At 32.1% G+C, this 24,429-nt stretch carries 21 protein-coding genes; 18 read left to right on the plus strand and 3 right to left on the minus strand.

Features of this window, described 5'->3' with window-relative positions:
• Positions 1 to 22: 22 nt before the first annotated feature.
• Entirely contained in the window at positions 23 to 2,116 is a 2,094-nt protein-coding gene (locus LQ675_RS05540) for a glycoside hydrolase family 31 protein (RefSeq protein WP_075578064.1), read from the minus strand.
• A gap of 140 nt (positions 2,117 to 2,256) precedes the next feature.
• Between LQ675_RS05540 and LQ675_RS05545 the strand changes: the two genes are divergently transcribed.
• The 9 genes from LQ675_RS05545 to trmL all read left to right on the plus strand — a co-directional run bounded on the left by LQ675_RS05545 (position 2,257) and on the right by trmL (position 12,507).
• Positions 2,257 to 3,309, plus strand: a complete 1,053-nt coding sequence (locus LQ675_RS05545) for a PTS sugar transporter subunit IIC (RefSeq protein ID WP_107602307.1) — start codon at positions 2,257 to 2,259, stop codon at positions 3,307 to 3,309.
• Positions 3,310 to 3,725: 416 nt separating this feature from the next.
• Entirely contained in the window at positions 3,726 to 4,724 is a 999-nt protein-coding gene (locus LQ675_RS05550) for a D-2-hydroxyacid dehydrogenase (protein WP_075578063.1), read from the plus strand.
• A 97-nt stretch (positions 4,725 to 4,821) separates the two neighbouring features.
• On the plus strand, positions 4,822 to 6,285 hold the full coding sequence (locus tag LQ675_RS05555) for an ABC transporter substrate-binding protein/permease (RefSeq protein WP_037589738.1): 1,464 nt from the start codon (positions 4,822 to 4,824) through the stop codon (positions 6,283 to 6,285).
• Positions 6,278 to 7,003: an amino acid ABC transporter ATP-binding protein gene (locus LQ675_RS05560; protein ID WP_239727070.1), complete on the plus strand. Its 726-nt coding sequence runs from the start codon at positions 6,278 to 6,280 to the stop codon at positions 7,001 to 7,003. The genes LQ675_RS05555 and LQ675_RS05560 overlap by 8 nt, the downstream gene beginning before the upstream one ends.
• Before the next feature lie 25 nt (positions 7,004 to 7,028).
• The gene (gene argC / locus LQ675_RS05565; protein WP_048539833.1) at positions 7,029 to 8,063 is read left to right on the plus strand and encodes an N-acetyl-gamma-glutamyl-phosphate reductase; all 1,035 of its coding nucleotides are present in this window, start codon (positions 7,029 to 7,031) and stop codon (positions 8,061 to 8,063) included.
• A gap of 15 nt (positions 8,064 to 8,078) precedes the next feature.
• Positions 8,079 to 9,317 (plus strand): bifunctional glutamate N-acetyltransferase/amino-acid acetyltransferase ArgJ, encoded by a 1,239-nt coding sequence (gene argJ / locus LQ675_RS05570; protein WP_075578062.1) that lies wholly within the window; start codon positions 8,079 to 8,081, stop codon positions 9,315 to 9,317.
• 14 nt (positions 9,318 to 9,331) lie between these two features.
• Positions 9,332 to 10,093, plus strand: coding sequence for an acetylglutamate kinase (gene argB / locus LQ675_RS05575; protein WP_048539835.1), 762 nt, complete (start codon positions 9,332 to 9,334; stop codon positions 10,091 to 10,093).
• A gap of 809 nt (positions 10,094 to 10,902) precedes the next feature.
• Positions 10,903 to 12,030 (plus strand): tRNA epoxyqueuosine(34) reductase QueG, encoded by a 1,128-nt coding sequence (gene queG / locus LQ675_RS05580; protein ID WP_048539836.1) that lies wholly within the window; start codon positions 10,903 to 10,905, stop codon positions 12,028 to 12,030.
• Positions 12,031 to 12,033: 3 nt separating this feature from the next.
• Positions 12,034 to 12,507, plus strand: a complete 474-nt coding sequence (gene trmL / locus LQ675_RS05585; RefSeq protein WP_025904798.1) for a tRNA (uridine(34)/cytosine(34)/5-carboxymethylaminomethyluridine(34)-2'-O)-methyltransferase TrmL — start codon at positions 12,034 to 12,036, stop codon at positions 12,505 to 12,507.
• Positions 12,508 to 12,541: 34 nt separating this feature from the next.
• On the opposite strand, the gene LQ675_RS05590 is transcribed toward trmL, so the two are convergent.
• The gene (locus LQ675_RS05590) at positions 12,542 to 12,682 is read right to left on the minus strand and encodes a hypothetical protein (RefSeq protein ID WP_162841915.1); all 141 of its coding nucleotides are present in this window, start codon (positions 12,680 to 12,682) and stop codon (positions 12,542 to 12,544) included.
• Positions 12,683 to 12,768: 86 nt separating this feature from the next.
• Between LQ675_RS05590 and nagA the strand changes: the two genes are divergently transcribed.
• The 6 genes from nagA to LQ675_RS05620 all read left to right on the plus strand — a co-directional run bounded on the left by nagA (position 12,769) and on the right by LQ675_RS05620 (position 20,113).
• Entirely contained in the window at positions 12,769 to 13,920 is a 1,152-nt protein-coding gene (gene nagA / locus LQ675_RS05595; protein WP_239727091.1) for an N-acetylglucosamine-6-phosphate deacetylase, read from the plus strand.
• Positions 13,921 to 13,968: 48 nt separating this feature from the next.
• Positions 13,969 to 14,568, plus strand: coding sequence for a 6-phosphogluconolactonase (locus LQ675_RS05600; RefSeq protein ID WP_048539838.1), 600 nt, complete (start codon positions 13,969 to 13,971; stop codon positions 14,566 to 14,568).
• Positions 14,507 to 14,719 (plus strand): SAS053 family DNA gyrase inhibitor, encoded by a 213-nt coding sequence (locus tag LQ675_RS05605; protein ID WP_370622769.1) that lies wholly within the window; start codon positions 14,507 to 14,509, stop codon positions 14,717 to 14,719. Before LQ675_RS05600 ends, LQ675_RS05605 begins: the two co-directional genes overlap by 62 nt.
• A gap of 152 nt (positions 14,720 to 14,871) precedes the next feature.
• A complete protein-coding gene (gene fumC / locus LQ675_RS05610) occupies positions 14,872 to 16,260 on the plus strand; it encodes a class II fumarate hydratase (RefSeq protein ID WP_048539839.1) in 1,389 nt (462 codons plus the stop codon).
• Between the two features lie 89 nt (positions 16,261 to 16,349).
• A complete protein-coding gene (ppx, locus tag LQ675_RS05615; protein WP_107602265.1) occupies positions 16,350 to 17,876 on the plus strand; it encodes an exopolyphosphatase in 1,527 nt (508 codons plus the stop codon).
• Positions 17,877 to 17,947: 71 nt separating this feature from the next.
• Positions 17,948 to 20,113 (plus strand): RNA degradosome polyphosphate kinase, encoded by a 2,166-nt coding sequence (locus tag LQ675_RS05620; RefSeq protein ID WP_048539841.1) that lies wholly within the window; start codon positions 17,948 to 17,950, stop codon positions 20,111 to 20,113.
• A 47-nt stretch (positions 20,114 to 20,160) separates the two neighbouring features.
• Here the strand turns inward: LQ675_RS05620 and LQ675_RS05625 are convergent, their stop codons facing one another.
• Positions 20,161 to 20,982, minus strand: coding sequence for an RluA family pseudouridine synthase (locus LQ675_RS05625; protein ID WP_048539842.1), 822 nt, complete (start codon positions 20,980 to 20,982; stop codon positions 20,161 to 20,163).
• Between the two features lie 104 nt (positions 20,983 to 21,086).
• Between LQ675_RS05625 and LQ675_RS05630 the strand changes: the two genes are divergently transcribed.
• From LQ675_RS05630 to LQ675_RS05640, 3 genes are read left to right on the plus strand one after another with little or no spacing between them, the layout of a single operon-like run.
• Complete coding sequence (locus tag LQ675_RS05630) at positions 21,087 to 22,625, plus strand: bifunctional GNAT family N-acetyltransferase/carbon-nitrogen hydrolase family protein (RefSeq protein ID WP_048539843.1); 1,539 nt, start codon at positions 21,087 to 21,089, stop codon at positions 22,623 to 22,625.
• Between the two features lie 17 nt (positions 22,626 to 22,642).
• Positions 22,643 to 23,752 carry a GAF domain-containing sensor histidine kinase gene (locus LQ675_RS05635; protein ID WP_048539844.1) on the plus strand — a complete coding sequence of 370 codons (1,110 nt, stop codon included), beginning with the start codon at positions 22,643 to 22,645 and terminating at the stop codon, positions 23,750 to 23,752.
• An 18-nt stretch (positions 23,753 to 23,770) separates the two neighbouring features.
• Positions 23,771 to 24,400 (plus strand): response regulator, encoded by a 630-nt coding sequence (locus tag LQ675_RS05640; protein WP_037589723.1) that lies wholly within the window; start codon positions 23,771 to 23,773, stop codon positions 24,398 to 24,400.
• Positions 24,401 to 24,429: the final 29 nt, after the last annotated feature.

The following is a 24,429-nucleotide window of genomic DNA, read 5'->3' on the forward strand; positions in this document are numbered from 1 at the left end:
ATCGTCTTAGGTTCTTTTACATTTAGAACTTTAGATTTTCAATTGTTTTTAAATCATCTTTATAAACTGGTATCTCTGCGCCTTTTACTACAAATGTTGGGATATGTTGTAAAGTCGTTTTTACGGTTATTGTTTGACCACCTTCAAATTGTTTGCCACTATGAAAATCAATCCAACCTTTGTTGTTGTTAGGTAAATAGATTGTTCTTTCTTGTTGAGATTTTTCTACGATAGGGGCAATTAACATATGCTCACCTAACATAAATTCATCATTTTCTACAAAAGTAGTGATATCATTTTCATATTGGTAAAAAGTAGGTCTTATAATTGGTTCATACGATTCATGTGCCTGTATAACTAATGACTGAAGATATGGTTTAAGCTTTTCATGGAAGTGCATGGCTTGCTTAACTTCAGATAATACTTTTTGATGCATCCAAGGTTCATTTACAGTACCATCATCATTCCATGAGTGGATTGAAAATCTCGGATAATAAGCACCACATTGCACCCATCTTAAAAATAATTCTGCTTCTGGTTTATCTCCAGAAAAACCGCCAATATCATGTCCGAAATTATAAACACCAGATAGACTTAAACCAATTGCCATAGCATTATTATATTTTAATGTATGCCAACTCGTATAGTTATCACCTGTCCAAGTTTGAACATATTTACTCATACCAGCTGCACCAGATCTACTAATGATATAAGGATATTCTTCTTTATGATATTTTTGTTGAATTTCTCTTGATGCTTTCATCATTAATATAGGCATGATTGCTTTATAATCTTGGAAATTCGCTTCATTTCCGAATCCATTTACGATAGCTTTATCATCCCAAATTTCGAACTCGTTATTATCATTCCATGTGCAATTCACATGATTAGATAATAATTGTTGTTCTATTTTTGATTGCCACCATTTAATAGTGTCTTTATTTGTAAAGTCTAAGTAGTATCCTTTTTCATCCCAAAATTGTACAAGAAGCGGTTTGCCATTCATATCTTTAATAAATCCATCTATGGCTAATACCTCATCTAGTAGAGGATGATCTGTAAGTAGGGTAGGTTTAATATTAGCAACTAATTCTACATTCTGGTCTGTATAAGCTTTACCAAAAGATTTTGGGTCTTTAAATTTATCGTAATTCCAATTAAAAACGTATCTCTTATCATGAATGGATGTATAACCTGATGATAGGTGGAAAGATCTAATCGTTATATTATGTGTGTTACACTGATCTAGAAAAGACAACAATCTTTCATCTGAATTTGGTAAATCTGTATATTGCATTGTTGAGCCAGAATAAGACAAACTCCATTCAGGCATCAGTGTTGGTCTTCCTGTTAAATGACTAAAACGCGTCGTTACTTGTTGAATAGACGGACCAGCAATAACGTAATAATCAAGAAAATCTGATTTAGTTTCATAATATCTATAATGACCGTGATAATTATCTAACTCTTGTCCAAGATCTACAATAGAGTCTTGATAATCATCATAGAAGATACCAAATGCTATATTTTCGTCAGTATTGTATGTGAGATAATAAGGAATATGTTTATAAAGCGGATCAGTCGTTTCAGCATTATAACCCATAGCATCTATATTCTTCATTCTGTATCGTCTGCCATGCTTATTCACTTTTCCACTCTTTTCTCCGAGTCCAAAATACATTTCATTTTTATCTCGATTTAAATAATGACAAGTCGGGTGATTTTTTGATATTTGATGATGATAGCTGCCTGTCTGACGGTCTTGCATGATTTTAATTTCTTTGTCAGATGAACTTAAATCATACCAACTACAATAGAAATCTTCTTTATCAATAATGAGTTTTAATAATTTTGTCTCAATTATAATATTGTGTTGTTCTTCTGAAATTTCATATTGAGGACATGAAAAGTTAGATTGATCGTATCTTGAGAGACCTTCAAACGGTAAGTCAGTATCTCCTGGTGTAATGGTCCAAGTTGGTAAAGATATATCTTTCTGTGTAGAAGATTTAATATTGATTAAGTAATCTTCTAATATGCGGATTGTAAAGAAATGCTCATTTTGCTTGTCACTGATTACAATTGTATTTTTATCTTGTGAAATCATATTAAACATGTAAATAGCCTCCTATAACAACGTTGTTATTTAGACTATTACATTAATCTATACCAAAGTAAAGTAAAATAGTAAAAATAGCATTGTCTATGAAAATAAAGTCATATATCATTAATACATATTATTTCAGGAGGCTTTTTATGGATAAACATTTCACAGTAAAGGAATTTTTCTTTAATATTTTAAATGGTATAGGTGTAGGTATTGTTATAGCATTAATACCAAACGCCATACTTGGTGTGTTATTTAGTTATTTATCACAGTTTCATCCGCTATTAGAAATGTTTAATCAAGCATTATTACTCATGCAGTTTGCGATGAGTTTTATTATAGGGATCGTTGTTGCACATCAATTTAAATTCCAAGCTACTGATGCGGTTATGATTGGCGCTGCAGGATTAATAGGTTCAGGCGCTGTAAAAATACAAAATGGTCAATTTATATTTGTGAGTATAGGGGATGTCGTCAATTTAATCGTTGTGTTAATTATCAGTTGTTATTTGATGATTAAATTGAAAGGTAAATTTGGTTCTTTAGATATGTTGATTATGCCAATTATTATTTCAGTAGTTAGTGGATTTATAGGTATGCTGACACTTCCATATGTTAGTAATGTAACTAAAGGCATCGGCAAATTAATAGAACAATTTTCTACATTGAATCCGTTAATGATGTGTATATTGATCGCGATTACATATGCATTATTAATGGTTACGCCAATTTCAGTTGTTGCAATAGCTACTGCAGTCGGTTTAAACGGTTTAAGTTCAGGAGCTGGCAATATGGGTATTGTTGCAGCATGTGTGACTTTCTTAATGGGCTCATGGAAAGTAAACGAAAAAGGTATCAATATCGTACTTATAATCGGTGCAGCTAAAATGATGATTCCAGTATATTTCAAAAATCCAATCATCGCAGTACCATTAATCATAAATGGATTATTGAGTGGATTACTAACTTATTTCATAGGCATAAAAGGTACACCAATGTCTACAGGATTTGGTTATACCGGATTTGTTGGACCAGCAAACGCATTAAAATTTATGGAAGGATCAGTATTTTTAAATATATTAATACTTGGCGTAGCATATTTCGTCATACCGTTTGTATTTGCATATATCGTACATAAAGTTTGTTTAAAAATACTTCCAAAATACAATCAAGAAATGTTTTTATTTAAAGAAAATAATTAAAATGAAGAGAAGGCTGAGACAAGAAAAATGTCTCAGCCTTTAAATTTGTCTTAATACTGGTGCCGTTATTAGCAAGTTTGGCGAGAAGTGCAAATACTGGGGTCGTTCTAAGCAGTTTTGGCAAGAGGTGCAAATAAGGAGATCAGTAATTACAATTCTCAGTAGTTTTGTAATTACGGCTGTCCATAGTAACACTTCAGCTGACTTTTGTAATTAACAACCCCGTTATGAACAAGTTTAGACAAAACTGTTCACAAGGACACTAATTAGTAACACTTCTTGTTAGTTGTGTTATTAACCATACTGCATACATACATTTTTAATTGTAAGAATATTATGAAAAAGAGATTGTTTGTTTTCATAAAGTGTTGTAGAATTAATCATTATTATTTTTTTACTGAAAGGAAGAACATATTATGAAATTTAAATTATTTAATATAAGAGAAGATGAAAAGCCTTATGCATATCAATGGGGGCAATCTAATGGTCATGAAATTGAATGTACCGAAGAGGATTTAACTTTAAATAATGTCCATACTTTATCATCTTTTGATGGTGTGAGTACTCAACAGCTATTTAAGTTTGATGACAGAATATATAAAGCACTTAAAGATGTAGGTATTAAACAAATTGCTGGTCGTGCTGCTGGGTTTGATATGTTTAATTTAACTGAAGCTGCTAAACATGATTTAAAAATAACAAATATTCCTTCATACAGTCCAAATGCGATAGCGGAATTTGCAGTTTGTAGAGCATTAGAATTAGTAAGAAACATTAATAAAATAAATAAAAAAGTAGAACGTCAAGATTTTACTTGGGATGAAACAGTAATCGCTACAGAACTAAGAAATATGACGGTACTGGTTATTGGTGTTGGTAGAATTGGTAAAGTGTCAGCACAATTATTTAAAGGATTTGGTGCGGAAGTTATCGGTTATGACCCATATGACCAATCGTTACGCGATATTGAATATGTACAAAGTTTACAAGAAGGACTATCTAAAGCTGATTTAATCACATTACATGTTCCTGCAAATGAAGAAACGACACATATTATTAATGAAGAGACGATTAAATATATGAAAAATGGTGCATATTTAGTGAATACAGCTAGAGGTGCGACAGTGAATACTAATGATGTCATTCAAGCATTAAATAGCGGTAAATTACATAGTGTCGCTTTAGATGTATATGAAAATGAGTTTGCATATTTCTCATATGATTATAAAGACAAAGAAATTGAAGATCCTACTTTAAAAGAATTGATGTCACGTGATGATGTTTTAATTTCACCTCATATTGCATTTTATACGCATACAGCAGTACAAAATATGGTTGAAATTTCATTAGATAGTGCACTTGAAGTTATCACAACTGGATACAGTGAAAATGAAGTTCAATTAAGTAAAGTATGAATGAACGTTCGTTCATACTTTTTTTATAAAAAGCTATTGCATAAAATTTCATAAATGCGTATAATAATGAATATTATTAATTCAGGAGGTAACGAATTTGAAAAGAAATGTATTTACTAAAGTAGTTATAGCAACAATTTGTTTACTACTTACAATTCCTTATTTAGCCCCCATAAAGTCACAAGCTGCAGAAACTGATCAATGGGATAAAGCTAAAGAACGAGGCGAGTTAAGAGTAGGCTTATCAGCAGATTATGCACCTTATGAGTTTGAGCACACTAAAGATGGTGAACGTGAATATGCTGGGATAGATATAGAACTTGCTAAAAAAATTGCAAAAGACAATGACATTAAACTTAAAATTGTGAATATGCAATTTGATAGTTTGCTAGGTGCTTTAAAAACTGGAAAAATCGATATGATTATTTCTGGTATGGCTCCAACTCCTGAGAGAAAGAAACAAGTTGATTTTTCTGATGATTATATGGAAGTTAATCAGAGAATGATTATACAGAAAAAAGATAAAGACAAATTAAAAACGATTGATGATTTTAAAGGTAAAATGGTCGGTGTGCAAAAGCAAACGACTCAAGAAGAATTGGCAAAAACAGAAATGCCAGAATCTCAAGTTAGCTCATTAACGAGAGTACCGGAAGTTATTATGTCACTTAATTCTGGAAAAGTAGATGGCATGATTATTGAAGGGCCTGTTGCTGATGCGTACCTAGAGAAGAATCCTAATTTAACATATTCAGATGTAACATTTTCAGATGCAGACAAGACAACAGCTATTGCATTACCGAAAAATTCACCTGAATTAATGAAGAGAGTTAATAAGAGTGTTAAAGAAGTTCGTGACAATAATTTGATTAAAGACTATCAAGATAAAGCAACTGAAGCGATGTTCGATGATGGTTCTTTCTTCAGTAAATATGGTTCATATTTCTTACATGGTGTAGGTTATACGATTTTATTATCATTCTTAGGTGTAGTAGCTGGGGCATTAATTGGTTGCTTCTTAGCACTTATGAAATTAAGTAATAGTAAAATATTTAAATCGATTGCTTCAGTTTACATTGAATTTATAAGAGGCACACCATTACTTGTTCAAGTATTTTTAGTTTACTTCGGTACAACAGCAGTACTTGGATTAGATTTATCAGCATTAATTTGTGGTATTATCGCACTCATCATTAACTGTAGTGCTTATATTGCAGAAATTATTAGAGCTGGTATTAACGCAGTAGATAATGGCCAAATGGAAGCAGCTAGATCACTAGGATTAAATAAATCGCAAGCAATGACTAAAGTTATCTTGCCACAAGCCATTAAAAATATTTTACCTGCATTAGGTAATGAATTTGTAACAGTTATTAAAGAATCTTCTATAGTTTCTGTTATCGGCGTAAGTGAATTGATGTTTAATGCTCAAGTTGTTCAAGGGGCATCATTTGATCCATTTACACCATTATTAGTAGCAGCAGTATTGTACTTTATCTTAACGTTTACGTTATCTAGAGTGATGTACTTTGCTGAAAGGAGGTTTAGTGTAAGTGATTAAAGTTAACGGTTTACACAAATCATTTGGTAAAAATGAAGTATTAAAAGGTATTAATTTAAATATTGAAAAAGGGGAAGTTGTTGCGATTATCGGCCCATCTGGTAGTGGTAAAAGTACGCTTCTTAGATGTTTGAATTTATTAGAAGAACCTTCCTCTGGACAGATTGTATTTGAAAATAATGATTTAACAAATACTAAAGGTGCAAAGTTGGATCAATTAAGACAAAAAATGGGCATGGTTTTCCAAGGTTTTAATCTTTTTCCACATAAAAAAGTAATCGAAAATATTACACTAACACCTTTAACTTTGAAAAAAGGACAAAAATCCGAATTAGAAGATCAAGCTAAACAATTACTTCAAAAAGTTGGTCTAGAAGATAAAGCAGATGTTTATCCTTCTAAATTATCAGGTGGACAAAAGCAACGTGTAGCGATTGCTCGTGCGTTAGCGATGAACCCAGCAGTTATTTTATTTGATGAACCAACATCAGCATTAGACCCCGAAGTTGTTGGTGAGGTATTAAGTGTTATGAAAGATTTAGCCAAAGAAGGTATGACAATGGTCGTTGTAACACATGAAATGGGATTTGCTAAAAATGTCAGCGACCATGTGATTTTTATGGATGAAGGTATTGTTCAAGAAGAAGGTACACCTGAACAAATATTTGATAATCCTCAAAACGAAAGAACGAAACAATTTTTATCTAAAGTATTATAATACTAAAAATAGAAGAGGTGTTTTCGTGTTAGATATAGGTATAGTCGGTGGAAGTGGATACGGTGCAATCGAATTGATGAGATTATTAAATCAGCATAAAGAAGTGAACATCAAATATGTATTCTCACACTCGAAATCTGGTCAAGATATTAAGGAAACATATCCACATTTACAAAATAATATTATTGAACAATTCACAAGTTTAGATGTAGAAACAGTGCAATGTGATTTAATATTTTTTGCGACCCCCTCAAATGTGAGCAAGAATTTTATTCCTAAATTAATAGAACGTGGTATTAAAGTAATCGATTTATCTGGAGACTTTAGGTTAAAAGACCCCACAATTTATGAAAAATATTACGGAGAAAAGCCAGCTCCTCAGAGTGTATTGGATGAAGCGATGTATAGCTTGCCTGAGTGGTCAAATGTGGATGGATCATCGACACAAATTATTGCAAACCCGGGTTGTTTCCCAACGGCAATACTCTTATCTTTACACCCTCTTTTAGAAAGTGACTTAATTAATAAAGACACGATTATAATAGACGCTAAAACTGGTGTTTCAGGTGCTGGTAGAACATTAAGTCAAAATGTTCATTTTGGCGAAGCAAATGAAAACTTTTCAGCTTATAAATTAGGATCCCATAAGCATACACCAGAAATTGAACAGTATTTATCACAAGTCTCGAAATCAGACATAAAAGTGACATTCACACCTCATCTCGTTCCTATGACAAGAGGTATATTGGCAACTATTTATGTAGATTTAAAAGATCAAACAAGTGAAGAAGCATTACATCAAATATATAAACAGAAATATGATGACAAACCATTTGTTCGTGTAAGAGACCTTGGCGAATTCCCTACAACAAAAGAAGTTCTAGGCAGTAATTACTGCGATATAGGTATTTATGTTGATGAAGACAGACAAAAAGCTATTATCGTTGCAGTTATAGATAATCTCGTTAAAGGTGCAAGTGGTCAAGCAATTCAGAACATGAATAGATTATTTGGATTTAATGAAGATGAAGGATTAAATTTATTACCAATATACCCATAGAATAGGAGGAATTTGATGTTAGATAAGACTGAAGAATTAATTGACTCTGAAATGATCATTATAGAAGAAGGTGATGTCGCATCACCTAAAGGATACATTGCTGGCGGCATGCATGTTGGTTTACGTAGAGAAAAGAAAGACTTTGGTTGGTTATATTCATCAGTTCCAGCTAATTGTGCAGCGGTATATACACAAAATGCTTTTAAAGCAGCCCCATTAAAAGTCACTGAAGAAAGTATTAATGTTGAACACAAACTTTCGGCAATTGTTATTAATTCTGCCATCGCAAATGCTTGTACAGGTCAAAGAGGTTTGGATGATGCAAAGCAAACTCAGAAATGGATTTCATCTAAACTACAACTACCTGAACATCAAATCGCAATTGCATCTACAGGCTTGATTGGTGAATTTTTACCTATGCAAAAAATTGAATATGGTGTGAATAATATTGATATTCTCAATAATGCACATTCTTCTGATTTTAATGAAGCTATTTTAACAACTGATAAAGAGACTAAACATATAGCAGTACAAATTAAAATTGATGAGGAAGTTATTACGATTGGCGGTTCATGTAAAGGGTCAGGCATGATTCATCCAAATATGGCTACAATGCTTGGCTTTATGACTACAGATGCAAATGTTGACTCTGATGATTTGAATGACTTATTAAAAGAATCTGTTGATGAAACGTTTAATATGATTACAGTTGATGGTGATACAAGTACAAATGATATGGTTATACTTTTAGCTAACGGTGAAAGTGGCCAACATACATTAACTAAATCACATCCAGAATGGGAGAAGTTCGCTCAAGCTGTCCAATATGTGAGTCAATATTTAGCTCAGAGTATTGCAAGAGATGGTGAAGGTGCGACGAAGCTAATCAAAGTTAATGTCAAAGGTGCTAAGACTAAAGCTCAAAATAGTGCAATTGCTAAAACAATTGTTGGTTCAAGCTTAGTGAAAACAGCAATACACGGTGCTGATCCAAACTTTGGAAGAATCGTAACTTCAATCGGTTATGCTGATCATACTGTAGATACTAACGAAGTAGACGTTTGGCTTTGTGGACATTTATTAGTCAGTAAAGGTATGAATGTAACATTTGATGAGTTAGATTTAAAAGCTAAAATGGAGCAAGACACAATTGAAATAGAAGCAAAAATTGGAAATTCTCATCATTCATCTACCGCTTTCGGATGCGATTTGAGTTATGATTACGTAAAAATTAATGCATTATATAGAACTTAATAGGAGGTCATTAAGTGAAGTATGCAGTCATTAAAATTGGTGGAAGTGTTTTAAGCAACTTAAGTCAAACGATAATAGAAGATATACTTACTTTAAAAAGTCAAAATTATATGCCAATTATCGTCCATGGTGGTGGCCCGTTTATTAATAAACAACTAACTAAAATTGGTATTGAAAGTAAATTTGTAGATGGATTACGTGTTACTGATGAAGAAGTGTTACTACAAACTTCAAGTACATTGATAGGTGAAGTCAATCCACAAGTTGTGTATCAAATTAATCAACACGACTCATTAGCATTAGGAATAAATGGCATTGATATGAATTTATTTGACATTAAACCTTTAGATTCTAAATATGGATTTGTAGCAGAATGTACATCCGTTAATAAAGAAACACTGGCTAATATATGTTCGAACAGTATTCCAGTTATCGCACCAATCGGTATCGATAGAAATACTGGTCAAAGATATAATATTAATGCAGATAGCCTTGCATATAAAATAGCGAGTGAAATGGAAGGCGACTTATTCTTAATAAGTGATATTCCTGGTGTACTGATTAAAGATGAAGTACAAAGTCATTTAAGTATAAATGATATTCATAATTATATAGAAACAACTGAAATATATGGAGGTATGATCCCTAAAGTTACTGGCGCAATTTCTGCAATAAAAGAAGGCTGTAAAAGCGTCAAGATTATTTCAGGATCATCAGACCATGCATTATTAAAAAGTTCTCATTCAAATAAAATAGGTACAACAATTACATTATAAATTAAAAAATCCGACAGCGTTTTTGAGCACTGTCGGATTTTTTGTTCGCTTATTAGCAGATTTGGATGGAAGTGCAAATACTGGTGTCGTTATTAGCAGATTGGGTTAGAAGTGCAAATAACGAGTGTCTTGTTTACATTTCTCAGGACTTTTGTAATTATGGCTATCCATGGTAACACATCGGCCGAGTTTTGTAATTATGGCCGTCCATAGTAACACTTCAGCTGACTTTTGTAATTATAGCTATCCATGGTAACACTTCGGCCGAGTTTTGTAATTATGGCCGTCCATAGTAACACTTCAGCTGACTTTTGTAATTATAGCGACCCATAGTAACACATCGGCCGAGTTTTGTAATTATGGCCGTCCATAGTAACAGTTCGGCCGAGTTTTGTAACTAAGGCATACCATAGTAACACTTCAGCTGACTTTTGTAATTATAGCTATCCATGGTAACACTTCGGCCGAGTTTTGTAACTAAGGCATACCATAGTAACACATCGGCCGAGTTTTGTAACTAAGGCATACCATAGTAACAGTTCGGCCAAGTTTTGTAACTAACACCCTCGTTATGAACAAGTTTGGGCGAAAGTGTTCACAAGAACCCCGTTATGAACAAGTTTAGCCAAAAGTGTTCATAACAGCCCCCACCTCAAACAAGCTAAATACTGTCTTGCCAAACCATTTACCATATAGTTTATGAAAGCAATTTTTATATACTTATTTAATTGAATTAATACGAATACCGTAAATTTATTTATTAAATGTGTTAAAATGTATTAGCATGTTTGATAGTGAGGTGAATAAATTTGAATTTAGATCAATTGAAGCAAGAAGTGATAGATTATGCACATTCTATTGGTATTGATAGTATTGGATTTACAACTGCTGATCCTTTTGATGAATTAAAGAAAAAGTTAGAAGATTATCATTCTAAAGGATATGCTTCTGGGTTTGAAGAAAGTGATATTGAATTAAGAACAGTCCCTAAATTATCATTACCATCTGCTCGCTCAATTATAGCAATTGCTGTAGGGTATCCGAATAAATTAAAGGGTGCTCCTAAAAGTGTTAGAGGAGATAGAAGAGGTATGTTTGCGCGTGCTTCATGGGGCCAAGATTATCATACTATTATGAGAAATCGCCTTGATAAACTCAGTTTATTCCTAAAAGAAAAAGTGCCTGATGTAGAAATTAAATCAATGGTCGATACAGGTGTCTTGTCTGACCGTTCAGTAGCTGAAAGAGCTGGGTTAGGATTTGCAGGTAAAAATGGATTTATTATTAATGAAGAACTAGGTACTTGGAGTTATCTTGGTGAAATGTTAGTCAGTATACCATTTAAACCTGATGATCCAGTTATAGATAGTTGTGGTGATTGTAACATTTGTGTTGATAGATGTCCGACAGGTGCCTTAGTAGGTAATGGTCAATTAAATAGTCAAAAATGTATCAGCTTTTTAACACAAACAAAAGGTTATTTAAAAGATGAATACCGCTATAAAATAGGAAATCGTCTTTATGGATGTGACACATGCCAACAAGTATGTCCACGAAATAGAGGGATTAATACTGAACATGACGACATTATATTAGAACCTGAGGTACTAAAACCTAGACTTGTACCACTACTCAAAATGTCTAATAAAGAATTTAAAAATACTTATGGACATTTAGCTGGTGCATGGAGAGGTAAAAAGCCGATTCAACGAAATGCGATTGTCGCACTTGCTCACTTTAATGAAGAAAGTGCAATACCTGATTTAAAAGATGTTGCGTTAACAGATCCGCGACCAATGATAAGAGGTACTGCGTTTTGGGCTATCGGTCAAATACAAGGTGAAGAGGCAAGACCATTCATTATGTCACACTATGAACGTGAAATAGAAGAAGTCCAAGAAGAAATGATAAAAGGATTAGAGATTAGGAGAAAATAAATTATGACAAATCATGTAGTTTTATATCAACCAGAAATTCCAGCGAATACTGGGAATATTGCACGTAGTTGTGCAGCAACAGATACAACTTTACATTTAATTAGACCATTAGGTTTTAGTACTGATGATAAAATGTTAAGAAGAGCTGGTCTAGATTACTGGAAATTTGTAAATATTGTTTATTATGATAGTATTGAAGAATTTTTCGAAAAGACTGAAGGTGGCAACTATTACTTACTAACTAAGTTTGGTACTCAACCACATACTCAGTTTGATTACAGTAATGTTGAAGAAAATCATTACTTTATATTTGGTAGAGAAACAACAGGACTTCCTGATTGGGTTAAAGAAAAATATAAAGATACAGCATTAAGAATTCCAATGAATGATAATGTAAGATCTTTAAATTTATCTAATACTGCTGCAATATTAATTTATGAAGCGTTAAGACAACAAAACTATCCTAATTTATCATAGAAATAAAAAAACTGAGGCCATATGGTCTCAGTTATTAATTATTATTTGATTTTAAAGATTCAAGTTCTTTGTTTAAATCTTCTTCCTTAAGACCGTAGTCTTTAGAATCGCGACCAGCAGTTAACATCGCAGTAATAAATGCTACACCAACCATACAGATTAATAGCGTATTCATTTAATTAGCCCCCTCGTAATGTTATGTTATCTTTATTATATACGAATTAAGGCAATAATTAAATACATTTTTAAGGAGACATTGATATGGATAATTATATTTTGAAAAATGCACAAATTTATACTGAAACATATAAAATTGATCATGGCTATATCGAAGTGCGTAATGGGTGTATTCACGATATTCAAGAAGGGGAATATACAGGTACATTACATACGATTGATGCGAATGGTCAACACGTACTTCCAGGATTTATTGATATACATATTCATGGCGGTTATGGCCAAGATGCAATGGATGCAACACCAGAAACATTGAATTTATTGTCTGAGAAATTATTATCTGAAGGTACGACTAGCTTTTTAGCCACTACGATGACGCAATCAACTGTAGCCATCAATGCTGCATTAGAAAATGTTGCAAACTATAAACAGATAGATGATAAACGTGCTGAAATACTCGGTGTACATTTAGAAGGTCCATTTATTTCTGAACATAAAGTTGGTGCTCAAAATCCTGCATTTGTTGCAAGACCTACAGTGCAAAAATTCAAAGATTTTCAAGAAAAAGCAAATGGCGCGATTAAAGTAGTGACAATTGCGCCAGAAGTTGAAGGTGCAGAAGAAGTTATTAAAGCACTTCATCAAGATGTTATTTTTTCAGCAGGACATACCGTATCTGATTACGATGGCATTGAAAAAGCAGTTCAAAATGGTCTTAAGCATATTACACACTTATATAATGCCCAAACGACATTTACACATAGAGAACCAGGCGTATTTGGTGCCGCTCTGACAGATGAAAGATTAACAACAGAAGTCATTGTTGATGGTATTCATTCTCATCCTGCTGCAGTAAAATTAGCGTATCTTACTAAAGGAAATGAGAATTTCTGCATTATTACAGATGCAATGCGTGCAAAAGGTATGAAAGATGGTAAATACGATCTTGGAGGTCAAGATGTATTTGTTAAAAATAACGAAGCAAGATTAGAAACAGGTTCACTTGCAGGAAGTATATTACTTATGAACAAAGGCTTAAAAAATTTAATGGACTTTGCAAATATACCACTTGAAGAAGCATGGCGTACAGCAAGTTTAAATCAAGCTATTCGATTGAAAGTTGATGATAGAATTGGCTCAATCAAAGTTGGAAAACAAGCAGATCTTGTTATAGCTGATTCAGAATTAAATGTTTTAACTACTATTAAAAAAGGGTATATTATAAATAATGACTAAAGGTTATGATTTTTGTAAATAGACAAGTTGAAATGAGGAGTGGACAAAATGGCTTTAAACTTTAAAGTATTTGAAACAAAAGATATTGCTGCACGATATGCTGCAGATGTAGTTCGCAAACAATTTAATTCAGACAGCACTTCAGTTGTCGGTGTACATTTAGAAGCTGAGCAAACATCATTTTTCGATGAACTATTAGATGATGTTAAGAAAAATCCTGTGAACTTCAGTCAAATTCATATTTTAGATTTTGACGGTAAAGAAGATTATTACACAGAATTAGGTGTCCCAGCTAAACAAGTATTAAAAACTGATGTCGGTAGTGATGTTGAAGCATTTATTAAAGAAAAAGTGAATACTGACAAAAAGAAAAACAAATTGATGTTAGATGTTGTCACTTTAACTGAAGATAGTAGAACTGGATTAGACTATAATCAAGCAATTCACCCAGCAAGAGAAGTTATCGTACTTGTCACTGGTAAAGAAAAAGCTAAAGCAGTAAGTCAGTTATATCAAGAACCTGCAAATGGTTCTGTTGAATCCGCTAAATTAAAACAACATAGAATGGTAACAGTTGTATTAGATAATGAAGCGGCACAAGGCTTACCTGAAGACGTTAGATCTTACTTCTCAATTCAATTTTCATAAGAAGGTGAGAAATTTGAATAAAAATCTAGAAGAAGAAAATGAAATGGTTCAAGACCTAGAAGATGTTAAAGAACTAGGTAAAGAAATGGAACAAATATCAGAACAAAATGATGAAGCTTTTGAAGAAAAGAAATCTGAACAAGAGTCTTAAAAAACGAGTCTGGGACATAATGTAATGTCTCAGTCTCTTTTTTTCGTTAATTTAAATTATCTGACAACTGAGAGTTTAAATCGCTTTCTTTATACGATATAATAGAGATGAATAAAGAATGATGAATTCAAGAAATAAAGGGGAGTATTGAAATGAGTTACAGAATTGAACATGATACATTTGGTGAAATTAAAGTTCCAAGTGAGAAATATTGGAAAGCACAAACACAAAGAAGTAAACAGAATTTCCCAGTAGGTAAAGAACAAATGCCAATTGAAGTGATTTATGGATTTGCACATTTAAAAAGAGCAGCAGCGATTTCAAATCATGAACTTGGTAAATTATCTGATGATAAGAAAGATGCCATTGTATATGCTACTGATGAAATTTTAAAAGGAAACTTAGATGAACATTTTCCTCTAGTAGTTTGGCAAACAGGTAGTGGTACACAAAGTAATATGAACGTGAACGAAGTTGTGAGCTACGTTGCCAATGAATACTTGAAAGAAAAAGGTTCAGAAGAGTCCGTTCATCCAAATGATCATGTTAATATGTCTCAAAGTTCAAATGATACATATCCAACTGCAATGCATGTTGCTTTATACCATGAAATTGAATCTAAATTATTACCAGCAATTGGTACGTTAAGAGATACATTTAAGAAAAAAGAAGAAAATTTCAAAGATATTATTAAAATTGGTAGAACACATTTACAAGATGCAACACCTTTAACTTTAGGTCAAGAAGTTAGTGGTTGGAGATATATGTTAGATAAATGTGAATCATTATTAAATGAATCTAAAGGTCAATTATTAAACTTAGCAATTGGTGGTACAGCAGTTGGTACTGGTATCAATGCACATCCAGAATTCGGCGATAAAGTGGCTAAACAGATTAGCGAACAATTAGGTTATCCATTTGTATCATCTGAAAATAAATTCCATGCATTAACTGCTCATGATGAAGTTGTTTATGTTCATGGCGCACTTAAAGCATTAGCAAGTGACTTAATGAAAATTGCAAATGACGTAAGATGGTTAGCTTCTGGCCCAAGAGCTGGATTAGCTGAAATCTCAATTCCAGAGAATGAACCAGGTTCATCAATCATGCCAGGTAAAGTAAACCCAACTCAATGTGAAATGTTAACAATGGTTGCTGTTCAAGTATTAGGAAATGATGCAGCAGTAGGTATAGCAGCATCACAAGGTAACTTTGAATTAAATGTATTTAAACCAGTTATTTTATACAATACATTACAATCTATTTATTTATTAACTGATGGTATTGAAACATTTAATAACAATTGTGCAGTTGGAATTGAACCGATTGAAGAAAATATCGATAAATATTTAAATCAATCATTGATGCTTGTTACTGCTTTAAATCCACATATTGGATATGAAAATGCAGCAGCAATTGCGAAAAATGCTCACAAAAATGGATTAACATTAAAAGAATCTGCAATTGAATCAGGGCTTCTAACAGAAGAACAATTCGATGAGTGGATTAAACCAGAAGATATGATAAGCTCTAAAAAATAATAGCAGCTTTAAGACACAAATATAAAGAACAGAAAAAAGGTGCTATAGGCACCTTTTTCTGTATCAAAATATAACTTTGGAGGCAATTTATGAAGAGATTAGGATTAATAGATATAGGTTCCAATACTATAAGACTTGTTATTTTTGAATACTCTAAAGATACAGGTTTAAATGAACTACAAAACGTTAAAACACCAGCCCGTTTGAGTCAATATTTAGAAGAAGATAAAACAATGAACAAAGATGGAATCAATATTTTAGTAGAAACATTAAATAGTTTTAAAAAAGTTGCCGAAAAATTTCAAGTGGAAGAACTTGTCCCTGCAGCTACAGCAGCAGTAAGACAATCTAAAAATATAGATGAAATTATAAAAAGTGTAAAAGACAAAACGAATCTCGATATTGAAATTATTCCAGAACAAGATGAGGCGTTTTACGGATTTTATGCAGCAACACATACTTTAAATATAAATAACGGTATTACAGTTGATATAGGTGGTGGTTCAACAGAAATAACTTATTTTGAAGATAAAAAGTTAAAAGAGGCCATAAGTTTTCCTTTTGGTGTTGTAACTTTAGAGAAAATGTTTTTCTCTGATAAAGATCACAATGATAAAAATGCGATAAAAAAATGTGAGAAGTATGTTAAAGAACAGTTTGAGTCTGAAAAATGGATAAAAGATAAAAACGTTCCTATTATAGGAATTGGTGGATCTGCCCGAAATAATGCGCGTATACATCAGTCATTAAATAATTATCCAATTGCAGGTGTACATGGGTATGACATGACTAAAAAAGGACTTGAAGAAGTGTTTGATGTCTTGAAAAAATCTGATAAAAGTGAATTAAAAGATTTAGATGGTTTAAGTAGAGACCGTACAGATATCATTTTACCTAGTTCTATTGTCTTTAATACATTATATGATATCGCAGATGCAAAACGTTTTACGTTCTCAAGAAAAGGTCTACGTGAAGGTTTAGTGATGACAAGAGTTAAAGAAGAATTTCCAAAGGCATTTAATAAAAATAATGTTACAAGTGATGCATTAAAACATATAGCAAATGAATATAATATCAATGCTTCAAATGGTAAACAGCGCATGAAATTAGCTGAAGATTTGTTAAACAAATTAGAAGATATCACTAGCTTCAAAATTTCAAAAGAAGATAGAGAAATATTTAAAGAAGCTGCATATTTATATTATTTAGGTTCATTTATTGATGCAGATTCTAGTTCACAACATACGTATTATATTATAGCCAATTCAAGTATTAATGGTTTATCGCATAAAGAAAGGGTTAAATTAGCACTTCTGGCAAGCTTTAAAAACAAGACATTATTAAAGTTCTATATAAAGGGAACGCCTTGGTTTGATGATGAAGAAATGGAAATTATTCAAAAGCTTGGCGGCATCATTAAGTTTGCGCATGCTTTAAATGTTTCTAATACGGATTGCATTGAATCAATGGCATTAATTGAAAAGAAAAATGAATTTGAATTAAAAGCCAAATATGTTACAGACCCAATCGCTGAAGAATATCAGTCAGATAGACAGAAAAAACATTTAGAAAAGTTACTACCGAAAAAACTTAATATTATATTTACACAAGATTAATAAACTTACGTTTAAATGAAGTAGTGTGATTTTATAATCTTGATTGGAAATTTGTAAAGGGTGAGATAATTATGGAAGCACAAGCGGAACAATTTTATTTAGACAATCCAGAATATTACAACAACCGAGAATTAAGTTGGCTAGACTTTAATTATCGTGTTCTTGAAGAAGCAATTGATCCTAACAATCCTTTATTAGAACAGTTGAAATTTTTAGCAATTCATAGTTCTAATTTAGATGAATTTTTTATGGTTAGAGTAGCGGGGTTGAAAGACCAAGTTAAGATGAATTTTAATGAACCAGAGAATAAAGCGCAATTGACACCTAAAGAACAACTTATCGGCATTGAAAAGAAAAATAGAGTGAACGTCGAGCTTCAATATAAGCGATTTAATGAATTAAAAGAATTGTTAAAGAGCTATAAAATATTTATTACACAACCAGAAAGATTGCCAGAACCTTTGATTGAGCAGCTTCAACATCAATTTAACACTGAAATATTACCAACACTTTCACCATTAGGAATAGATGCATACAGGCCGTTTCCAAAATTAAATAATAAAATGTTGAATTTATTTGTAGATATTAGGCTAAATGATGGCGAAATTAAATCGGCAATCGTTCCTGTTCCAACATTATTAGATAGAATTATTAAGTTAGAACATGAAGGCGTTAAATATATTGTATTTCTTGAAGATGTCATTTCATTATTTATAGAACAATTATTTAATGGATATGAAGTGATTAATACGTACACATTCAGAGTGACAAGAAATGCAGATTTAACAATTCATGAAGAAGGTGCAGAAGATTTATTAATAGAAATAGAACGATTTTTAAAAGAAAGAAAAAGTGGTGCAGCAGTACGACTTGAAATTGATAGTAGACATATAGATTCAGAAGTGAAGAGTATTTTCTTAATGAATGAACTTGAGTTATCAAACGAAGATATATACAGAGTTAATGGTCCACTAGATTTAACAGTGTTATTCTCTCTTGTAGGACAATTAGAAGATTTATTCCCAGAACTACTATTTAAACCTTATACACCACAAATACCTTCCTCATTAAGTAAAAATAATGTTTTTGAATTAGCATTGGAAAGAGATGTATTTTTCCATCATCCATATGAATCTTTTGAGCCGATTGTTGAATTTATAAAAGAAGCTTCAGAAGATCCAGATACACTTGCTATCAAGCAAACACTTTACCGTGTAAGTAGTGATTCACCAATCATTCAAGCTTTAAAAAATGCAGCTGAAAATGGTAAACAAGTTACAGTTCTTGTTGAATTGAAAGCTCGATTTGATGAAGAAAACAATGTTCAGTGGGCAAGAATGCTGGAGGATGCAGGTTGTAATGTTATTTATGGTATGACATTCCTTAAAACACATAGTAAAATTACGCTAGTTATTAAGAAAGTTAAAGGAAAAGTGACACCTTTTGTGCATCTAGGAACAGGGAATTACAATGATAAGACAGCTAAAATATATACAGATATGGGAATTATTACGACAAACCCTCAAATAGGACAAGATGCGATTAACTTCTTTAATTATTTAAGTGGTTATTCATTAAAGCCTGATTATAATGAGTTAATCGTCGCACCATTTGAAATACGAGATTTCTTTGTTGAACATATCGAACAAGAAATGGAATCTCATAAAGAACATGGTAATGGTCTCATTATAGCTAAAATGAATTCGTTAACAGATAAAAAAGTAATTAAAAAATTATTTGAAGCATCACAGTGTGGCGTCAAAATTAAACTGATAATTCGAGGTATTTGTTGTCTAAAACCAGGTATTAAAGGTGTAAGTGAAAATATCGAAGTCATCAGTATTGTAGGTAGATTTTTAGAACACTCAAGAATCTATTATTTCTACCATAATGGACAAGAAAAAATGTATCTTTCTTCAGCTGATATGATGACAAGAAATATGATTAAACGTGTTGAAATATTATTCCCAGTATTAGATCCTAATTTAGTTAAACGTTTAAAAGGTATTGTTGATTTACAACTCAATGATGGACTAAAAGGCCGTATTCAAAATAATGAAGGTTTATACCAATACAATGATGCAGGGAATAAACATATGAACTCACAAGAAATGTTAATGGATGAGGCTATGTTAGCAGGGAAAGAAATGAGAAAGTCTCACTTAAATATAGGGAGACCTGTAACGGGTAAAAGAAGTAACTTTATTAATAAATTTAAACAAAGATTAAAGAGATAAATAGAAAAAGCCAACAAAGTTAAAGCTTTGTTGGCTTTTCGCGTTATTTAATCGTCTAATGTAACTGAAATCAATTCATCTTTAAATGGATGTTCGAATTCTATTTTGTAGCTGTGTAATTTTAATTTTCTAAGTTTACTGTTGTTGTAAAGTGGATCACCGACAACTGGATGTCCTATTTCTGCAAGATGGACACGGATTTGGTGTGTTCTACCAGTATCTAATTTTAATTCTACTTCTGCTGTATGTTCATCAATCATATGACTTTCAAGTATATGTGTGATCGCACGTTGACCTGTTGGTGATACACGTCTTTTGTTTGGATGGAACTTGTCTTTACCAATTGGCATATCAATTGTTTGTGGTTTAAGTGGTAATAGACTATCAACTTGCGCTTTATATGTTCTTGTAATTTCTCTATCTTCTAACATACGATCTAATATTTTTTTAGCGATAGGGTGTTTTGCGACTAATAATAAACCAACAGTTTCTTGGTCAAGTCTATGGACAGGCTCAGCATAATCTGAATCTAACGTATAGATCACGTGATTCATAAGTGTGTTTGCTTCTTTTAAATCATTTGGATGTGTTTTAACACCTTTAGGTTTAACAACAATAGCTAAGTATTCATCTTCGTATTTAATTTCAGCTAATCGGTAACTAGAAACATATTGGCTTGATTCGTCAAATAATGGGATATTGAGTTTATCTCCAGCATTTACAGTATTTCTTAATGTACACACTTCGTCATTTATCGTAAGTTCTTTTGACATTCTTAAAAGGTGAAGTTCTTTCTTTGGTAGATGTAAAGATTTAAACATCTCTTCGATTGTTTGACCTTCAAATTTTGATGGTATTGTAATTAGCATAGCGCCCTCCAGGAATATTTCTCTCAAAATCGGGAAAAATTATATTATAACAAAAAATAAGTTATAATTATTATAACAAGAAAAAGAGATGAGGAGTATGTTTCATGTCAAAATCAATCGATAATAATGAATTTAACGTAAGTATTAATACTAGACAGATGACTTTTGATGATATTGATGAAGTTATTGAATTACAGTCTAAATGTTTTCCAGGGATGGAACCGTGGGAGAGAGGACACCTTGAAAGTCATTTAAGAATGTTTCCGAGAGGACAAATTGTTGTAGAATTTGAAGGTGAAATAATAGGTTCATGTTCTTCACTTATCATCAATTTTGATGAATATGATGACAGACATACTTGGGATAGTATTACGAATAATGGTTATATTACAAACCATAATGATCACGGTCATAATTTATATGGTATTGAAGTCATGGTTCATCCTGATTATAGAGGGATGAAAGTAGGCGCAAGATTGTATGAAGCGCGTAGAGAAATTGCCTATGAATTAAACTTAAAGAGTATCATTATAGGCGGTAGAATTCCTAACTATCATCAATATAGTGATGAATTAACGCCACGTGAATATGTACAAGGTGTCATTAAACATCGTATTAAAGATCCAGTATTAACATTTCAATTGATGAATGATTTTACGTTAATGCGTATTAATCCCAATTATTTAAATGATGATGTAAAAAGTATGAAATTTGCTACTTTGATGGAATGGAATAATCCTGATTACATAGCAAGAAGTAATGTTCATTTTAAAACGAGTGAACCTGTGAGAATATGCACAGTTAATTATATGATGCGTAAAATTAATTCATTTGAAGAGTTTGCAAACCAAATTGAATACTTTATTGATGTTGCATACGATGCGGATAGTGATTTTATCGTCTTTCCAGAATTGTTAACGACACAATTAATGAGCTTTGATGAACAAAGTAATCCGGCAGAATCTATTAGAAAATTAACTACTTATACATCTCAATATATTGAGATGTTCAATCAGTTTGCGATGAAATATAATATCAACATTATTGGTGGTTCTCATTTCGTTGAAGAAGGGGAAGATATTTATAATATTTCATATTTATTTAGACGAGATGGATCTATCGAAAAACAATATAAAATCCATGTAACACCAAATGAAAGAAAATGGTGGGGTGTATCACCTGGTAATGGCGTTGAAGTATTCGATACTGATTGTGGTAAAATAGCGATTCAAATTTGTTACGATAGTGAATTCCCTGAAATGGCTAGAATCGCAATGGAAAAAGGTGCAAAAATTATATTTACACCATTCTCAACAGAAGATAGACAAAGTTATTTACGTGTAAAATATTGTTGTATGGCACGCGCTATAGAAAACCAAGTTTATACAGTGACTTCAGGTACATGCGGTAACTTGCCACAAACTGAGAATATGGATATTCAATATAGTGCTTCAGCGATATATTCTCCTTCAGACTATGGTTTTGCTCGTGATGGTATCGTGAGTGAAACAGGTGAGAATTTAGAAATGGTTGCTATCGGTGAAATTGATTTAGAAGTATTAAGAAGAGGTAGAGAAAACGGAACTGTTAGACATCTTAGAGATAGACGACATGACGTATATAATATTACGTATAATCAATAATAATAAAGGTGATTGATATGGAAAAACCAACGCGTACAAGCCTTTTAAAAGAAATTGCAGAATTTTTAAATGAAGAGACTGAAATGTATAGTATGATGCATGGCGCACTTAAAAAATTAGTGAGTGGTAGTAACTTTCATACAGGTTGGATATTTTTTATTGATGAAGAAGGTAAACATGAACTTGTTGCTGAAGAAGCGTTACCGCCCGCTTTAACACATAATAGCTGCCAATACATGACAGAAGGTACGTGTTGGTGTGTAACAGCATATCAAAATAAAAAACTAACGAAAGCTTCAAATATTATTACATGTTCGAGAATTGTAAAAGCAACTAAAGAACATCATGATAAGACGGATGGGATTACACATCATGCAACTGTGCCACTGCGTTCTGGTAATGAACAATTTGGACTGCTTAATATTGCGACACCAAATACGAAACGATATTCAGAAGAAGATTTAGAATTGTTAGAGTCTGTAGCATTTCAAATCGGTTCTGCTATTAAACGGATATTATTAACCGATCAAGAAAAAGAAGCAGCTCGTATAAATGAAAGAAATAGGTTAGCGAGAGATTTACATGATTCTGTTAATCAAATGCTATTTTCTTTAAAAATCACTGCTCATGCTGCGAAAAGTCTTGATGATCATGAAGCGGCTAAGAAAGCTTTTCAAACAATTGAAGAGACGAGTCAAAGTGCTGTCAATGAAATGAGAGCACTAATATGGCAACTTAAACCGATAGGATTAGAACAAGGTTTAATATCAGCTATTAAACAATATAGTCAGTTAATTCATATTGAACCTGAATTTGAAGTTGAAGGACTTATTGATTTGCCGAATACAATTGAAGAGAATGTTTATCGCATTATTCAAGAATCATTAAATAATATTCATAAACACTCAGGTGTAAATAGTGCGAAAATATATCTAGAACAAAATAAAAAAACGTTTAAATTTAAAGTTGTAGATAACGGTAAAGGATTTGAAAGTCAAGATTTAGACAACAAGCTATCTCACGGTTTGAGAAATATTAAGCAACGTGTTCAAGGAATGAAGGGACATGTAGATATTAAATCAAAATTGAATGAAGGAACAGAAATTGTGATTTCTATTCCACTTTAAATGTTAGGAGTATCACACATGAGTTATAATATAATCTTAGTAGATGACCATCATATTGTGCGACAAGGATTAAGTTTCTTACTAGATACTGTTCCAGATTTCAATATACAAGCTGATTTCTCAAGTGGCGTGTTATTGCTAGAGTACTTAGAACAACATGAATCACCAGATATTGTTCTGTTAGATTTAGTTATGCCCGATATGAATGGCATTGAAATCACAAGTATCATGAAAAAGAAATACCCAAACATTAAGATATTAGTCTTAACAAGCTTTTATGATGAAGAACATGTCATATCAGCTATTGATAAAGGTGCAGATGGTTATGAAATTAAAGATGTAGAACCTGATTCACTTATACAAACAATTAGATCTGTATTAAATGGTGAGAAGAAAATTCATCCAAAAGTACAGTCTGTTATTTCTGAAAGTGAACGGAAACCACATAGAGAAAATAAATTATCAAAAAGAGAACTTGAAGTATTAGCAGAATTGGTGAAAGGTAAAACCAATAAAGAAATTGCAGAAACACTATTTGTATCTGAAAAGACAATCAAAACACATGTCAGTCATATACTAAATAAATTAAAAGTATCAGACAGAACACAAGCAGCAGTCTATGCAATGGAACACCAATTATTAATTTAAATACAGATATAATATTTTTACGAGTAAGT

The organism is Mammaliicoccus sp. D-M19 (assembly GCF_022386695.1).
GTDB lineage: Bacteria > Bacillota > Bacilli > Staphylococcales > Staphylococcaceae > Mammaliicoccus > Mammaliicoccus sciuri.

Coding starts and splice junctions, on each gene's coding strand:
- trmL (WP_025904798.1), top strand. CDS start 12,034: ATGACAAATCATGTAGTTTTATATCAACCAGAAATTCCAGCGAATACT.
- LQ675_RS05605 (WP_370622769.1), top strand. CDS start 14,507: ATGAAGCGGCACAAGGCTTACCTGAAGACGTTAGATCTTACTTCTCAA.
- LQ675_RS05620 (WP_048539841.1), top strand. CDS start 17,948: ATGGAAGCACAAGCGGAACAATTTTATTTAGACAATCCAGAATATTAC.
- nagA (WP_239727091.1), top strand. CDS start 12,769: ATGGATAATTATATTTTGAAAAATGCACAAATTTATACTGAAACATAT.
- LQ675_RS05630 (WP_048539843.1), top strand. CDS start 21,087: ATGTCAAAATCAATCGATAATAATGAATTTAACGTAAGTATTAATACT.
- LQ675_RS05545 (WP_107602307.1), top strand. CDS start 2,257: ATGGATAAACATTTCACAGTAAAGGAATTTTTCTTTAATATTTTAAAT.
- LQ675_RS05550 (WP_075578063.1), top strand. CDS start 3,726: ATGAAATTTAAATTATTTAATATAAGAGAAGATGAAAAGCCTTATGCA.
- LQ675_RS05600 (WP_048539838.1), top strand. CDS start 13,969: ATGGCTTTAAACTTTAAAGTATTTGAAACAAAAGATATTGCTGCACGA.
- LQ675_RS05640 (WP_037589723.1), top strand. CDS start 23,771: ATGAGTTATAATATAATCTTAGTAGATGACCATCATATTGTGCGACAA.
- LQ675_RS05540 (WP_075578064.1), bottom strand. CDS start 2,116: ATGTTTAATATGATTTCACAAGATAAAAATACAATTGTAATCAGTGAC.
- fumC (WP_048539839.1), top strand. CDS start 14,872: ATGAGTTACAGAATTGAACATGATACATTTGGTGAAATTAAAGTTCCA.
- LQ675_RS05625 (WP_048539842.1), bottom strand. CDS start 20,982: ATGCTAATTACAATACCATCAAAATTTGAAGGTCAAACAATCGAAGAG.
- LQ675_RS05590 (WP_162841915.1), bottom strand. CDS start 12,682: ATGAATACGCTATTAATCTGTATGGTTGGTGTAGCATTTATTACTGCG.
- ppx (WP_107602265.1), top strand. CDS start 16,350: ATGAAGAGATTAGGATTAATAGATATAGGTTCCAATACTATAAGACTT.
- argJ (WP_075578062.1), top strand. CDS start 8,079: ATGTTAGATAAGACTGAAGAATTAATTGACTCTGAAATGATCATTATA.
- LQ675_RS05635 (WP_048539844.1), top strand. CDS start 22,643: ATGGAAAAACCAACGCGTACAAGCCTTTTAAAAGAAATTGCAGAATTT.